Here is a 15,111-nt window from a genome sequence, read left to right on the forward strand (position 1 = left end):
AACCTTCGTTCATCAGGATCATCATTATAATCATACTCATCACAGTCCACAGTCAGTCATACGAATCCCCATCCACCAGCGGAAACCACAAATTAACGCGTGTTCCCTGCGCCTTACCATCGTCATCTGCAAGGTCTTCTATATCAAAGCTGGCATCCACATTAAAGCGACTGTTATACAGCGATAACCGGTCACGTGTGATCTGCAGCCCGCGCGACTGATGCCCGGGCTTATTTGCCTTTTTCATGGCGGCAGATTTCTCCCGCCCGATGCCATTATCTTCAATAGTACATAGCATACGGTCATCCACCTTCTGGAAAGTAATAGTGAGTTTTCCTTTGCTTTTTTCATGCAACAGGCCATGCCAGATGGCATTTTCCACGAAAGGCTGGATCACCATCGTGGGTACTTCTACCATATTGGCGTCCAGTGAGGGATCTACAATTATTTCATATTCAAATTCATCGGTAAACCGCAGCTTTTCCAGCTCCATATAATTCTCCAATACACTTACTTCCTGTGCTACCGTAATGTGGTTCAGCTGGGAGTTGTCCAGTACGTTGCGGATTAATTTTGCGAAACGACTCAGGTAAGACAATGCCTGTTCCGTTTCGCTTTTCATCATAAATGTCTGGATAGAATTCAGCGCGTTGAAAATAAAGTGCGGATTCATTTGTGCACGCAGCGCTTTCATTTCCAGTTGGGCAATCTGTTGCTGTATAGCCTCTCTGTGCTTTGCTTCTTTTTTTATCCCTGAAATCCGCAGGCGGAAATACAGGTATACCAGCGACGCTGCCAGTAACAGGCACAATAATTTAAACCAGCCTGTTTGCCAGAAGGCGGGCCTGATATATATCTGCAGCCGGCTGATATGTTTAGAAAAAGTGCCGGCAGTATTCACAGCCCTCACTTTAAAAACATAATTTCCGGGTGGCAGGTTAGTATATTTTGCTACCAGGATGTTGTCGGTGAGCACCCAGTTTTCGTCTACCCCTTCCATCTGGTAGTAATAGCGGATCCTTTCTTTGTGGTATTGCAGGCTTTTAAATTCGATGCCTATAAAGTTCTGTTTATGGCTGAGCACTACCGGCACGCTATCCCGCTGAGCAGCCTGTATAAGGACTATACTATCGAGCGCTTTCAGATTTACGATGGTTACATCGGGCGGCGCCGGCGCCACAAGCAGACTTTTCGGATCAAACGTAATAAAATGATCTGATGCCCCTGCCAGCAGATCACCGTTCTGCAGGGTAACGATACGCCTGCGTACCTTACGGGTATTATCGATGATATCATCGCTCTGGATAAAAGTTTCCAGTTTTCTGGCCGGCGGGTACCAGCGATAAAAACCATACTGGGTAGTAAACCATATTTCACCGGCCTGACCTTCTTCCATACTCAGCACCCACTGGTCAAACAACTGGTTGTTGGTCAGGAGCGGTTTGGAAGTACAGGTACGGGTATTATACATCCATAAACCGTGGTCGGTGCCGGCCAGCAGGATACTGTCGCTATAGCGTAACAGGCAGGTAATATTGCTGTATACATGTGAACTCCAGGCAAAGGTTTCCCTGTTAACGATGCGTCGCGATCGGGTATTGAACAGCATCAGTCCTGCGCTGCTGGTGCCCAGCCAGAGCGCGGTATCGCCTTGTGATACAATATCCATCACCGATACCGGGCGTTTCAGGGAATCGGTTATTTCATTAAATGCCTGGAAAGTGTTTTGCTGAGGGTTCCAGCTGGCCAATCCCCTTTTATATAAGCCGATCCAGACAGTAGTATCATTTTGCGGTTGCAGATGCAACAGTGTTTGTTCATATAAAAACGGCGACGACAAATGTTTTATAAATTTCCCCGTAGCAGGATTAAAGAGCGACAGGTACCCATTTTCCTGTCCTACGAGGATGGTACCATCTTTTAACTCTGCAAAACTCCATACCAGCCCCCGTTCTTCCGGAAGGGTAATACCGGGGTCGCCATCACTGTGTATATAATTTTGTACCAGGTTCAGATCGGGTGTAAGGCGACTGAATCCTTGCCCCCAGTATCCTACATATACGTTACCGTTAACAGCCTGGTAAATGCCTGTTACCTCTGCAACCGGCAGATGTTTACTGGTATTAGGAAATGACGTTCTGCTGTCGAGCAACCGGAATGTTTTGTTATGCAGACTGAGAATATTTACCCCCCGGTCGGTTCCTATCCACAGGTGTCCTTCGCGGTCGCTGAGAAAACAGTTGGCCTCATACGTGTAATGAAAGCCCTTTTCATCGTCGTTATTGGCCGCAATATTCAGGTCAAAATTCCCGGTAAGATAGTTATAACGGAAAATACCGCCTTTTTCAGTGGCCATCCAGGTGTTTTTTTCCCGGTCGGAGATAATATCAAAGATGGCATCAGTATCTGTCGGTTTCCTTTTGGCATTTTTGGGGATGGGTGCGTCAAAGGTGTAATTATTCAGTTTACGCGATACGGGATCATAGCGGTATAGTTGTGCACTTCTGCCCGCCAGCCATATCTGGTGATGCACATCTGTATATATTTTTTTAAACGTATTGTCGATATCAAGTACGGGCAGGTGCTCCGGGTTATTGGTACGACTGTATAGATTTTTGCGATCCCGGTCAAGGATATACACCCCTTTTTTCCCGCTGATCCAGAGGTTCCCGGATTCATCTTCCATGATGGCATCCATCATTTGTATGCGGTCCGCTTCCGGGATTAAGGCCGCTTTTTGGAAATTAAAGGCTTTTTCGTTGAAACGAAGCAGGCCATCATGGGTAGTCGCCCATATAATACCATTATGATCCTGCACGATCTGGCTGCATTGCAGCCCTTCCGGCCGGATATCCCGGTCCGATACTTTTAGTGCCCGTACCTGGTCGGTAACCGGGTCGTATACACGAATGTTATCGGGAGTACCCATCCAGATACGGCCTTTACGGTCTTCACACAGGCAGATATCATCGTAATAAATAGAGCCTGGCACCCTGTCAAAACTGGCCATTGTTACGAGGTTAGTGCCATCGTAGCGTTGCAGGGCGGTGCTGGCAATCCATATAAACCCTTTCCTGTCCTGCATAATAGCAGAAACATGGTTGCTGGCCAAACCATTATTGATATCGAGATGGGAGAAGTTGTAAGACACATGATCGCCCGACTGTGCAAAGGAGGCAGGAAGATAAATGACCATCCACAGCAGGTAAATGATATACCTGGCTGCATTTTGCCATCGCGGGGCATTATCCTTGATATGCCGTAAAATCATTACAATTTTGGGAAAGAAGTAGTGCTGGAATAAAAATACTAAATGTTGTCGTGAATATGCAGCATGATCAATCAATACTGCTAAACAAAAATCCGAAGGCTGGAAATAAAAGGTAAAAATGAAAAAAGGACCTCTTTTCAGAAGTCCTTTTCTTGTACCACGTACGGGATTCGAACCCGTGATTCCTCCGTGAAAGGGAGGCGTCTTAACCCCTTGACCAACGAGGCATTTTTCGTTTGGGATTGCAAAGATAGGAAAATGTTTTACAATCCAAAATTTTTTTTCGATTCTCAAACAAAGGTAAGAAGATTCACGGTTTTAAAGGGGGTTTTATTTGCCGCTATCCGGAAAAGCTGCCCCATCCCTGACCGCTACCACCGGGCGTTCTATCCGTATGCAGTGACAGGGAACCAATTGTTGCTGCTCTTTTATTTTTTTCGGGAGATAAATACCTGGCTATAACCCTTAAGCCTATACGATTATTGTTTCAATCCTGCTATCAGGTTTATGGTTAATGCTACCACAAACGTATTCAGGGCAAACGACAGTAGTCCATGGGCCAACGCAGTACGCCGGATCACACGCCCGCTGATTTCTACGTCCGACACCTGGAACGTCATCCCGATCACAAACGCGAAATACGCAAAATCTATATAGTCCGGCCGCTTTTCGCTGGGAAACTCCAGTCCGCCTGCATGCTGGTTGATATCGTTCACCGCATCATCGTAATACAGGTTGGCATAATGAAAGGTAAGCGTGGTATGCACCATGGTCCAGGAGGCCAACATCCCGGTAATGGCTACCGGCAGGTAAATCAACCTTGATCCGCCGGATATTTCCTTTGACAGCATCAGCAGCAAAACGATCACCAGGCTGGCTACAGACGATAACAACACTAAAAATGAAACGAATATCCTGCTGCCGTCATCCACCCTCGCCCACTTGCGTATTTCATCTACCGTACGATTGTAAAAAACAATCCAGCCGGAGGCAATATAGGAAAGCGCAAATATGTCCCACAACATCACATAGATGATCAGCGGATGCAAAGCCGCCCTAAAAAAGAACAGACCGGCAAAAGCCACCAGGGTCAGGCCCAGGCTTACCAGCACCCGCTCCAGCGGATGCATCGTTACCAGCAATTTAACCGCCTTCTTGTTTCTCATAAAAGATCACTTATTACTTAAAGATAAACCTGTTTTTCACAGCAAACACATCATGCCCTTAAATTATTATCTTATAAAATAAGTAGACTGTTATTTAGGTCATCCAATCGCTTTGTTTATTACCATCATCATGGGTTACTCTGCTTCCAGCTGCTGAATGATGGTTTTGTAGTTATTGATCACATCCGGCTCCGATGCATTGTTACTATCTGCCACATATTTTTTTAATACCTGCAGGTACTCATCTTTAAAAGATTTATTCTGCGGACTCGCCTTATACTGTATCCACGCCTTTTGCACCTCCTGCTGGTTTTCCATGATCTTCCGGGCAATGCCGTAATTGGATTCATCACTCAAAATCACAATGTTCTTTTCATAACCCGGGATATACTTTACAAGAAAAGGTTCATCAACATTTGGTATAAGAATACTGTTCCTCACCGGGTATATAGCCGCCGACATGGTAGAAAAGCCGGTGAGTACATCTTTGCCATCGGCTGTTTTAACCAGTACATCATAGTCATAAATATACTGATCGTTGAGTGTGGAATTAGTTTGCTCAGATTGTGTAATCACCGCCGTTCCCTTAACCCCGAACTTATTCAGGAACCATGCATTCAGCATATGCGCCAGGAAGATATTGGCTATTGGCGCCAGGAGTACCAGCAAACCATAAATTGTTTTCTTTCTCCAGCTCCACAACAGTCCGAAAAAAATCATGAGTAACGGGAAAGACCATCCGGGGTGATGGCTGAGAAAGTACAGAATGGCTGAAATAATTTTCATGGGCTACAACTTTAACGTAACAGGTTTTTCTTTCTAAACAAACCTACAATTAAAAAATCACCTGGAAAAATACCGGATGCGCTTTCATGCACTCTTTACAAAGACGCACCAGAGAGCCATTTAAGGAACAGTGGCGCCTTTTCCTTGCTGATCGTAATACTTTCTTTTACCGGCACGGAAACACTCAGCGATAGCTTACGCGAAAATAAGCTGGATGCATTAACGATGGCTTTGCGATTAACCAGGAATTGGCGGTTGACCCGGAAAAAATCGTCGCCCACAATAGCTTCCAGCTCCTCCAGGCTTTTACCGGGATAATAGGTTATTTGATCAAATGTGAGCAGGTAAACAATTTCATGGTCCAGTTGAAACAATGCAATGTCTGCGATCTTTACGGGAAGGATCGTGTCTTTATAGTGTATCAGCAAAGAAGAGGCTTTGGCTGCTTTGGTCGCTGAAAACAACTGCCTGATCGATTCGTATTGCCGGGTGATTTCATCCTGCTTTACCTGGGTGAGATGCTTGTACTTCTGTAATGCTGCAACAACAGATGCCGTTGTAAAAGGTTTCAAAATATAATCTATCCCATTCGCCTTAAATGCGTTTAACGCATACTCATCATAGGCGGTGCAAAATATTACCGGTACATTCAGGTGCCCCAGTATTTCAAAGCTAAGCCCGTCACCTAATTGAATATCGCTGAATATAAGGTCTGGCGCCGGGTTAGACGAAAAATAAGAAAGTCCTTCACTAACAGATTTCAACGTAGCTGTAATTTCTATACTGGCATCCGCCTGCCGGATCGTTTGTTTGAGATCATCGGCCGTAAGCCATTCATCTTCTATAATAACTACTTTCATCTCTGTAAAATTTTTATCCGCACCGTAAAAAAATGACTGTCAGATTTAATCGTAATGGCCTCTTCATTCAGCAGGCGGTATCGCTCGGCCAGGTTTGATAATCCTTGGCCGGTTGAGGTTTCCTTATAATTTCGTAGTTGCAGGTTATTGGTAACAGACACGTATCCGTTTTCTTCCTTAATCCTAATCAGTATGGGGCGTTCCTCCGTCAGGTCATTATGTTTCAGTACATTCTCTATCAAAGGTTGTAAAGAAAAGAAAGGAAGATATTGATGTTGAATAGTATCTTCTGATATAGCAATGGAATAATTCAGCGCGGCGCCAAAACGGATCTGCTGCATTTTCAGATAATCCAGGCAAAATTCAAGCTCATCTTTTATCAGCGTAATTTCCGTGTTATGATGGGAGATAGATGCCCTTAGAAAATTAGCCAAATGCACCAGGTAATCTTCCCCCTGCTGCAGGTCCCGCTTATAAAGCGACTTTATTGTATTCAGCGCATTAAAAAGGAAATGCGGATGGATTTGCTGTCTTAATAACAAATTGGCCGTTTCACTTACGTTTGCTTTTAACTGCAGATTTTCAATTTCTCCCTTTGCCTTGTTATGTTGCAGAATAACAAGGTCCTGCAGCACAATGATCAGCGTATTAAGCACAGATATAGCAAGAATGGCAAGAGAGTAAGCCTGGAATATATGCGGCCCCTCCCCCTCCCACTTCGTATCGGTTATGGCCGTATACAAGGTTTTTACAAAAACCCAGTTGATAATGCAGGCTATATAACTAGCAATATAAAATTTCAACCTTGCATATTTTTTTTCTGCTTGTTTTCTGCCGGTGAAGACATCCAGCAGAAATATATTTAAGAAACTTTGGGCAGTCATAAAGATGATGACCTGTAAAGCCCTGAGCAGCGACTGGTATGCGTCCTGTATAACGGCCAGCAAAAATATAAAAGCCAGCAACGCTGTTGCAAGCGTTATCATCCAGTTTAGCGTTTTCAGGCTTTTTAATGGCAAATCATTTGACATCAACAACACTTTTTGTATAACATGATATTACCGGGCGATTTACTCACAAAGTATTCCGGCTACCCCGGGCAACCGGAATGCTTTATGCTTTACAGGGATCTGCGTTAGCCGCGTCAGAACACATAAAATACGCTCACCTGTGCATTATTATTTTTGAAGTCGTTTTTTATGCCGGAGGCTTCAAAATTACCTACTGAAGATAAGCCATAAATATATCTTGCCCCAATACCAAGGCCCATTTTAGACTGGTAGCCAATTCCTCCAACCGCAGCAATATCTGTTTTCTTAAAAAACTCCCTGTCGGTTACACCGCCAATATCTTCTCTTACCTTAAATCCCGCCTGTGCACCCGCTTCCACATAAAAGCCCATATTGGTTCTGTATTTTAAAAGGAGAGGCACAGAAATATAATAAAGTTTGATATCCCCCTTTCCAAACGCATCTCCCATGCTTTTAGCTCCCTGCGAGGAGAAAAGAAAATCTTCCTGTACCAAAAAATTCTTCGTGATTTTAAATGCAACAGTACCCCCGGCATGAAATCCGACCAACGGATCTGTGGGAAAATTGGCGTCGGTAAAATTACTGTAGCTGGCGCCAGCTTTGAGCCCAAACTCCAGGCGTTGCAGCAGGCCCTGGGTAAAGCTTTTGGGCGCTGTTTGAGAAAACCCTTTCACAGAGAAGAAAACCAGACAAACCAGGATAACTTTTTTCATAAAACTTGTATTTAGTAATGAGTATTTAAATGCAGGGCAAAAGTGCGGGTTCAATACAGGTCTGTGAAAGAGAAGCTGGGGGAAGCGGACAAAATTATCAGGGAAACGGCAATACGGGAATTTAACAGCTGCGTACAGCACGCGGAGCATCGCCGGAACCGGGAAAGAGCCAAAGAAAAGGGCTCCCCAATATCGGGAAGCCCTCAGTCCTTTTGGATAAAATCCGTTTGCATAACAGGCGGAAATTGAACAATAATATTTATGGCTAACTTCCCTGGTATTGGATGTCATATAAAAATTACCTGATTTTCCCTTCAAATTTCCTGATCGCTCCCGAATCAACCGGCGTAAAGAAATTAACAAGATTTCCATCCGGATCGCGAAATAACAGCGATTTATTACCCCATGGCATTGCCGTCGGCTTTTGAACAAGGTAGGGTCGAATAGTTTCGGCTATTCGTTGATAAGTATCATCAACATCTTTAACAATAAATTCAATGATAGCGGTATGATTTTGCGCTGCTTTTGCCACCTCATCGCCGCCAAAAAACTGTAGCGTTTTTGTGCTGCCAATTGCCAGCGTCGCTGATTCACTTTGCAGCTCCGCAAAATCATCTGTATACTGTATGGCCAGCATGCCGGTTACCTGTTCGTAAAAGTTAACCAACCGCTTAACTTCAGCTGTTATAATTCGAATTGAAACGAGATTCATAATTCTTTGCTTTAGAAAATTAAAATTTGTTTGAGCAAAGATGAAACGGGATTATGACAAGGGTGTGTCAGGGGTAGTAAACTTTTTTTGTTTTTCACTGAGATATTCCGACAATGTTAGTTTGTGTGGTTCAAAAACTTCCTCAAGTATTTTAATTTTCGAAATCCTGTCGAGGCGAAACATTCTGAAGTCTCTTCTCAACCTGCAAAAAGCAATCAGCAGCCAGCTCTCCTGTAAGCTGTAATAAAAGGCAAAAGGTTCCACTTGCCGTTCGGTTCTTTCGGGCTGCTGCGCTGAGTGGTAGGTGATTTCTAAAACATGGAAGGAAGTAAGCGCGCTCTGAATCAGGGTGAGTGAATTACTTACCGAAGTTTCAGCAATGGCTGGGCTAACCGCAATTCTTTGAGATAATAATGCTATTTTTTCTTTTGTGGAATATCGCAAAACTGCCCGGATCTTTCCAACAGCGGCAGCATATTCCTGGCGAAGCGAGAGGTCACTGCTTTTAAGCATCAGTTGCTCTGCGGTTACCAGCGCATTGGCTTCCCCTTCTGTAAACATTACAGGCGGTACCCTATAACCTTCCATCAGCATATAACCTTTACCGTCTTCGGTCAAAACAGGTACGCCCGCCTGCTCCAGGGTCCTGATATCACGGTAAATTGTTCTGATGCTTACATTGAATTTTTGGGAAAGCTGAGTGGCCGTCAACAGCCGTTTAGTTTGCAGTTGAGTAATGATGGCTGTTAGCCTGGAAATTCTTTGTAAAGCCGCGTTATCCATTTTCAAAAGCCTCCGTTCTTTTAGAAAGAACCAAGAACAGTTAAATTAACTACAATTTACCAATGACATTATAAATAATATGCGCTGTTGCGGTTCAACACGCCCGGACGCTCCTCGAATACTTAGTTGGTTATAAATAACTAATTTCCAATTATAAATAATTGAAAATCAGTAACAATCAGGTCAAATATCGCCGTAGTTAAAATAAAAAAGCCTTAACATATGAATGTTAAGGCTTGCTTGTTGTTTGTTTGTACCACGTACGGGAATCGAACCCGTGACTCCTCCGTGAAAGGGAGGCGTCTTAACCCCTTGACCAACGCGGCGCATCATTTTCGGATTGCAAATGTAGGATGTTATTTTATATTTCCAAAAAAATATTTTCATAACCTAAATTTCTATTGATTAATAAGGGTATTGGTTGTAAATTCGCTCTCGATTTTTTCATACTCAAATCACGATGTAAAATGGGAACTACTCTCAAAATTGGTATTAATGGTTTCGGTCGTATTGGCCGTTTGGTATACCGCCAGATTTACAAAATGCCCGGCATTGATGTGGTAGCTATCAATGACCTCACCAGCCCTAACGTGCTGGCGCATTTGCTGAAGTACGATTCAGCACAGGGTAGATTCGATGCAGACGTTAAGCATTCTGAAAACGCAATCAATGTGAACGGTGAAGATGTGAAAATATATGCACAGAGAGATCCGTCTCAAATTCCATGGAAAGAGCACGACATCGATGTAGTAATCGAATGTACCGGTTTCTTTGCTGACAGGGATAAAGCTGCTGCTCACATTAGTGCCGGTGCTAAACGCGTTGTTATCTCCGCTCCTGCTACAGGTGATCTGAAAACGATCGTTTTCAACGTTAACCACGAAATCCTGGATGGTAGCGAAACCGTTATCTCCTGCGCTTCCTGCACTACCAACTGTTTGGCTCCTATGGCGAAAGTGCTGCAGGATACTTACGGTATTGCTACAGGTTTAATGACCACTGTACACGCTTACACCAACGACCAGAACACCCTGGATGCTCCACATCCAAAAGGTGACCTGCGCCGTGCACGTGCTGCTGCTGCCAACATCGTTCCTAACAGCACCGGTGCTGCAAAAGCAATCGGACTGGTACTGCCTGAACTGAAAGGCAAACTGGACGGTGGCGCACAACGTGTTCCTACTATCACCGGTTCCTTAACTGAGCTGACTACCATCCTCAATAAAAAAGTAACTGCCGAAGAAATCAACGCTGCTATGAAAGCCGCTTCCAATGAGTCTTTCGGTTACACTGAAGATGAAATCGTAAGCTCTGATATCATTGGTATCCACTTTGGTTCCCTGTTTGATGCTACTCAAACAAAAGTAATCACCGTTGGTGACCACCAGATGGTGAAAACCGTATCCTGGTACGATAACGAAATGAGCTATGTATCACAACTGGTACGTACTGTAAAGTACTTCGCCGGTCTGATCAGCAAATAATTATACAAAGCACTCCCGGCGAAAACCGGGAGTCTTTAATTTTCCGCGGGACTACACCATAGCAGCAATTGACCAGATTTTTTTGGTTGTATACTTGCTTTGCGCTGTTGGTATCGCGGTTTTTTAATAATACCCCTTTCTCGTTATCTTAAATTGATATATATGAGTAAATTCTCCGACTATAACTTCAATGGCCGTAAAGCCTTGATACGCGTAGATTTCAACGTTCCCCTGAACGACAAATTTGAGATCACCGACGATACCCGCATGCGTGCTGCGGTACCCACTATCCAGAAAATACTGAAAGATGGCGGCGCCGTAATCCTCATGTCCCACCTGGGTCGTCCGAAAGATGGTCCTACCGATAAATACTCTTTGAAACACCTGGTATACCACCTCATTTCCTTATTAAACGGCGCCACCGTGAAGTTTGCGGAAGACTGCACTGGTCCTGTTGCGGAGAAAGCCGCAGCAGATCTGCAGATGGGCGAAGTGCTGCTGCTGGAAAACCTGCGTTTCCACAAGGCAGAAGAAAAAGGTGATGCCGCGTTCGCCGAACAATTATCTAAACTCGGCGATGTATATGTGAATGACGCATTTGGTACCGCACACCGTGCGCATGCCTCTACTGCTGTGATTGCACAATACTTTGCACCTGAAAGCCGGATGTTTGGTTTGCTGATGGAAGCAGAAGTAAACAGTGCACAGAAAGTACTGAACGATGCTGCATCTCCGTTTACCGCGATCCTGGGTGGCGCCAAGGTAAGCGATAAAATCCTGATCATCGAAACCCTGATGGACCGCGCCAACAACCTTATCATTGGCGGTGGTATGGCTTACACATTCCTTAAGGCACAGGGTAAGGAAATTGGCGGCTCCCTTTGTGAAAACGACAAACTGGATCTGGCCAACGAATTAGTGGCAAAAGCAAAAGCTAAAGGCGTACAACTGATATTGCCAGTGGATTCTGTTGCTGCTGATAAGTTTGCAGCAGATGCCAACACACAGTTAGTTTCCAATGATAACATCCCTGCAGGATGGATGGGGCTTGATATCGGACCTAAGTCTGTAGCACTGTTTGCAGAAACCATTGCTGCTTCCAAAACCATTTTATGGAATGGTCCTATGGGTGTGTTTGAAATGCCCGCATTCCAGGCTGGTACTAAAGGCGTAGCGGATGCCATCGTTACAGCTACCGCCGCGGGAGCATTCTCCCTGGTAGGTGGTGGTGACTCCGTAGCGGCAGTAAACCAGTTCGGTATCGCAGATAAAGTAAGTTATGTATCTACCGGTGGTGGCGCTTTGCTGGAGTTCTTTGAAGGAAAGGAACTGCCGGGTATAGCAGCTATAGCTTAAAAAAGCATAAGGCGTAAAGCCGAAAGCAAAAAGCCATTGAAGCGTATGAGGAGCGATGTTTATTGTATTTTTCGCTTATATCATACATATGCTTCAATGGCTTTTTGCTTTCCGCTCCTTTTTTGTTTTCTTGCAAGTAATCATTAACACTTCCTGTCATGAACAAACGCTTTCTATGGTACCCAGCCATCATCGGTGTTTTCGCCACCCTGATATGGGTTATACTCCAGAAGGGACAATCGTTGCCTGTTAACCCGAACAACGTCATTCCCACAGCTCCTGTGGCTGCAGCCAGTCATTCCACTACCTGGTGGCGTTACCTCGATAATCTGAAACACCCACTGGGGCTGTTATTGTTACAGATTATTGTGATCATGCTGGTGGCAAGATTGTTTGGAGTGATTGCCAATAAACTAAGACAACCCGCAGTAGTAGGGGAAATCATTGCGGGCGTACTGCTCGGTCCTTCCCTGTTGGGTTGGGCAATGCCGGCTTTCTCCGGCTTCCTGTTCCCGGTAGAATCATTGAAAAGTCTGCAGTTCCTCAGCCAGATCGGGCTGGCCTTCTTCATGTTTATAGTAGGCATGGAACTCGACATCAATAAAATCAGGCATAAGGCGCATGATGCAGTGATGATCAGTCATGCCAGCATTATTGTTCCGTTTTTCCTGGGTGTTTGGCTGGCATATTTCCTCTTCACCCGGTTTGCGCCTCCGCACGTCAGCTTTTTATCTTTTGCCTTGTTTATGGGCATTGCTATGAGTATTACCGCTTTCCCGGTACTGGCACGTATTGTACAGGAAAGGAAGTTAACACATACGCCATTGGGTATCATGGCCATTACCTGTGCTGCGGCCGATGATATTACCGCCTGGTGTATATTGGCGGTAGTAGTGGCCATTGTAAATGCCGGCGGCCTGTTAAGCGCCCTGGTCACTATTTTACTGGCCATTGTGTTTGTAGCAGTGATGTTGCTGGCCGTGCGTCCCTGGCTTGGTAAAACGATGAAAGCGCAGATGGACAAAGGACGACAGAAAGCAGCGGTTTCGCTGGTATTTTTTATCCTGCTGATAGCTGCCTGGCTGGCGGAAGTAATAGGTATACATGCACTGTTCGGCGCTTTCCTGGCTGGCGTCATCATGCCTCCTGCTGCCAATATCAAACAACTGCTGACCGATAAACTGGAAGATGTAAGCGTGATGCTGCTGCTTCCTATTTTCTTTGTTTTCACGGGTTTAAGAACGCATATCGGTTTGTTGAACCAGGGCGATCTGTGGATGGTATTTGGTATGATTATGCTGGTGGCCGTGGCCGGCAAGTTTGGTGGCAGCACTTTTACCGCCAAACTAATGGGACAAACCTGGCGCCAGTCTGTATCCATCGGCGCGCTCATGAATACCCGCGGGTTAATGGAGCTGGTAGTACTCAACATAGGTTTTGATCTCGGTATTCTTTCTCCTGAAATATTTGCTATGCTGGTATTGATGGCCCTGGCCACCACCTTTATGACGGGACCGCTGCTGGACCTGGTGATCTTCAGCGAAAAGCATAAAAATGTACTGACCACATAAGGAGGCCATTGTTTACAAGGGCACAAAAAGAAGAGAACGCTGATAATCAGCGTTCTCTTTTTTTATATCGTTATCCTTATTGGTGCTTATTTCTTTCTGGTGCTTTTCTTTTTGCCAGCAGTATGTTTTTTAGCACTGTGGTGTTTTTTAGCAGAATAATGTTTTCTGGAAGAAGTAGTGGCTTTTTTCGCCGTTGTGGTATTGCTCTTTTCCGCCATTCTCACTGCTGGTGGGAATTTGGATTTATCAACACCTACCGCTTTATCATCCAGGGTGAGTTGCACAGATTCCTTCAGCATCTCATCTTTTTCTGCCATGAACTGCTTCATTTTTTCCTTAGGAATGCGCAGATCATAGTTGTTTTCCGGGCTGGCCATTGCTTTGGCAAAACCAGGGTTGAAGCGATCCAGTTCCGCTACCTGCATATCCAGTTTCTTGGCAATTGCTTCCAGGCGATATTTGCCGGTTACATTAATTTCAACGGTACTGAAAATTTCATCTTCTGTTAACGGGCCTCTTGCTATTGGTGCAGACACATTATCAGCAGCCGGCATATTTACAGTGATAGTAGGGTTTACATCGTCGCTTACACCAAAGAAGTTGTTGAAACGATCGAGTATATAACCGGTAGCAATGAATTTGTATACGTGATTGCGTGATTCAGCAGGCAGGAAATATTGCATGCCCCAGAAATCTTTACGTCCGCTGGCGTTGATTGCGCGTTGTACGCCGCCTGCACCGCAGTTATAGGCAGCAACTACCAGTAACCAATCATCGAACTGCGCATACAGCTGGTTGAGAAACTGGGCGGCAGCCAGGGTAGATTTATAAAAGTCTTTTCTTTCGTCTACTTTCTTACCTACGCTCAAACCAAAAATGCGGGCGGTACCGGCCATAAACTGCCAGGCGCCTACTGCACCTACCCTGGAACGGGCATTTGTATTAAAGCTGGATTCAATTACCGCGAGGTATTTCATTTCCTCAGGGATACCGTTATCACGGAACACCTTTTCAATCATGTTGAAATAAGGCTGTCCCTTATCAATCATGATCTGTAAATGCTGACTATACCGGGTAGCATAGTTACTTACGTAACCGGCAACCAGGTTATTGTTGATCTGTTCATATACTTTCGCATTGCGAATGGTATTAGGCAGACTTTGTGCAGCTTTTTTCACTGCCACAGAGGTAGGAGATGCCAATACAGTGGTGTCTTTTGGCAAACGCACCTTGTGGTTCAGTTTCAGTACAGAAGTATCAGGTGCCCCGATAACCGGATACACCGTCTCTTTAGGATTGCTATTGCCCCCCATCGCACTCACACTCATTAAACTTGTTGCTGGCAACAGCAGTAGTAAAAAGATTTTTCTCATACAAT

The 15,111-nt window shown here is 44.8% G+C and carries 12 protein-coding genes and 2 tRNA genes; 3 read left to right on the forward strand and 11 right to left on the reverse strand.

The features are described from left to right. Positions 1 to 52 precede the first annotated feature (52 nt). The 10 genes from KE626_RS33580 to KE626_RS33625 all read right to left on the reverse strand — a co-directional run bounded on the left by KE626_RS33580 (position 53) and on the right by KE626_RS33625 (position 9,648). Positions 53 to 3,271, reverse strand: coding sequence for a sensor histidine kinase (locus KE626_RS33580; RefSeq protein WP_211977470.1), 3,219 nt, complete (start codon positions 3,269 to 3,271; stop codon positions 53 to 55). 155 nt (positions 3,272 to 3,426) lie between these two features. Continuing rightward, a tRNA-Glu gene (locus tag KE626_RS33585) sits at positions 3,427 to 3,498 on the reverse strand. A 252-nt stretch (positions 3,499 to 3,750) separates the two neighbouring features. Further along, positions 3,751 to 4,437, reverse strand: a complete 687-nt coding sequence (locus tag KE626_RS33590; RefSeq protein ID WP_211977471.1) for a DUF1345 domain-containing protein — start codon at positions 4,435 to 4,437, stop codon at positions 3,751 to 3,753. Between the two features lie 135 nt (positions 4,438 to 4,572). After that, positions 4,573 to 5,223 (reverse strand): hypothetical protein, encoded by a 651-nt coding sequence (locus KE626_RS33595; RefSeq protein WP_211977472.1) that lies wholly within the window; start codon positions 5,221 to 5,223, stop codon positions 4,573 to 4,575. Positions 5,224 to 5,318: 95 nt separating this feature from the next. Further along, entirely contained in the window at positions 5,319 to 6,083 is a 765-nt protein-coding gene (locus KE626_RS33600; protein ID WP_211977473.1) for a LytR/AlgR family response regulator transcription factor, read from the reverse strand. After that, positions 6,080 to 7,114 carry a sensor histidine kinase gene (locus tag KE626_RS33605; RefSeq protein ID WP_211977474.1) on the reverse strand — a complete coding sequence of 345 codons (1,035 nt, stop codon included), beginning with the start codon at positions 7,112 to 7,114 and terminating at the stop codon, positions 6,080 to 6,082. Before KE626_RS33605 ends, KE626_RS33600 begins: the two co-directional genes overlap by 4 nt. 113 nt (positions 7,115 to 7,227) lie before the next feature. Further along, a complete protein-coding gene (locus tag KE626_RS33610) occupies positions 7,228 to 7,827 on the reverse strand; it encodes a porin family protein (protein ID WP_211977475.1) in 600 nt (199 codons plus the stop codon). A gap of 298 nt (positions 7,828 to 8,125) precedes the next feature. Beyond that, positions 8,126 to 8,539 (reverse strand): VOC family protein, encoded by a 414-nt coding sequence (locus tag KE626_RS33615; protein ID WP_211977476.1) that lies wholly within the window; start codon positions 8,537 to 8,539, stop codon positions 8,126 to 8,128. Between the two features lie 51 nt (positions 8,540 to 8,590). Next, positions 8,591 to 9,322, reverse strand: coding sequence for a helix-turn-helix transcriptional regulator (locus KE626_RS33620; protein ID WP_211977492.1), 732 nt, complete (start codon positions 9,320 to 9,322; stop codon positions 8,591 to 8,593). Positions 9,323 to 9,576: 254 nt separating this feature from the next. Continuing rightward, a tRNA-Glu gene (locus tag KE626_RS33625) sits at positions 9,577 to 9,648 on the reverse strand. Between the two features lie 141 nt (positions 9,649 to 9,789). On the opposite strand from KE626_RS33625, the gene gap reads away from it, so the two are divergent. From gap to KE626_RS33640, 3 genes are all read left to right on the forward strand, one after another. Next, a complete protein-coding gene (gap, locus tag KE626_RS33630) occupies positions 9,790 to 10,806 on the forward strand; it encodes a type I glyceraldehyde-3-phosphate dehydrogenase (protein ID WP_211977477.1) in 1,017 nt (338 codons plus the stop codon). A gap of 162 nt (positions 10,807 to 10,968) precedes the next feature. Further along, entirely contained in the window at positions 10,969 to 12,162 is a 1,194-nt protein-coding gene (locus KE626_RS33635) for a phosphoglycerate kinase (RefSeq protein WP_211977478.1), read from the forward strand. Positions 12,163 to 12,320: 158 nt separating this feature from the next. Continuing rightward, positions 12,321 to 13,733: a cation:proton antiporter domain-containing protein gene (locus tag KE626_RS33640; RefSeq protein ID WP_211977479.1), complete on the forward strand. Its 1,413-nt coding sequence runs from the start codon at positions 12,321 to 12,323 to the stop codon at positions 13,731 to 13,733. Positions 13,734 to 13,819: 86 nt separating this feature from the next. Here the strand turns inward: KE626_RS33640 and KE626_RS33645 are convergent, their stop codons facing one another. Further along, the gene (locus KE626_RS33645; protein ID WP_211977480.1) at positions 13,820 to 15,106 is read right to left on the reverse strand and encodes a lytic transglycosylase domain-containing protein; all 1,287 of its coding nucleotides are present in this window, start codon (positions 15,104 to 15,106) and stop codon (positions 13,820 to 13,822) included. Between the last annotated feature and the right edge of the window lie 5 nt (positions 15,107 to 15,111).

The sequence above is a fragment of the Chitinophaga hostae genome (assembly GCF_018224885.1).
GTDB classification, from domain to species: Bacteria; Bacteroidota; Bacteroidia; order Chitinophagales; family Chitinophagaceae; genus Chitinophaga; species Chitinophaga hostae.

Bases quoted from the DNA above. Each gene is read 5' to 3' on its own strand.
- KE626_RS33635 (WP_211977478.1), top strand. From the start codon at position 10,969: ATGAGTAAATTCTCCGACTATAACTTCAATGGCCGTAAAGCCTTGATA.
- KE626_RS33605 (WP_211977474.1), bottom strand. From the start codon at position 7,114: ATGTCAAATGATTTGCCATTAAAAAGCCTGAAAACGCTAAACTGGATG.
- KE626_RS33610 (WP_211977475.1), bottom strand. From the start codon at position 7,827: ATGAAAAAAGTTATCCTGGTTTGTCTGGTTTTCTTCTCTGTGAAAGGG.
- KE626_RS33600 (WP_211977473.1), bottom strand. From the start codon at position 6,083: ATGAAAGTAGTTATTATAGAAGATGAATGGCTTACGGCCGATGATCTC.
- KE626_RS33645 (WP_211977480.1), bottom strand. From the start codon at position 15,106: ATGAGAAAAATCTTTTTACTACTGCTGTTGCCAGCAACAAGTTTAATG.
- KE626_RS33590 (WP_211977471.1), bottom strand. From the start codon at position 4,437: ATGAGAAACAAGAAGGCGGTTAAATTGCTGGTAACGATGCATCCGCTG.
- KE626_RS33640 (WP_211977479.1), top strand. From the start codon at position 12,321: ATGAACAAACGCTTTCTATGGTACCCAGCCATCATCGGTGTTTTCGCC.
- KE626_RS33615 (WP_211977476.1), bottom strand. From the start codon at position 8,539: ATGAATCTCGTTTCAATTCGAATTATAACAGCTGAAGTTAAGCGGTTG.
- gap (WP_211977477.1), top strand. From the start codon at position 9,790: ATGGGAACTACTCTCAAAATTGGTATTAATGGTTTCGGTCGTATTGGC.
- KE626_RS33595 (WP_211977472.1), bottom strand. From the start codon at position 5,223: ATGAAAATTATTTCAGCCATTCTGTACTTTCTCAGCCATCACCCCGGA.
- KE626_RS33580 (WP_211977470.1), bottom strand. From the start codon at position 3,271: ATGATTTTACGGCATATCAAGGATAATGCCCCGCGATGGCAAAATGCA.
- KE626_RS33620 (WP_211977492.1), bottom strand. From the start codon at position 9,322: ATGGATAACGCGGCTTTACAAAGAATTTCCAGGCTAACAGCCATCATT.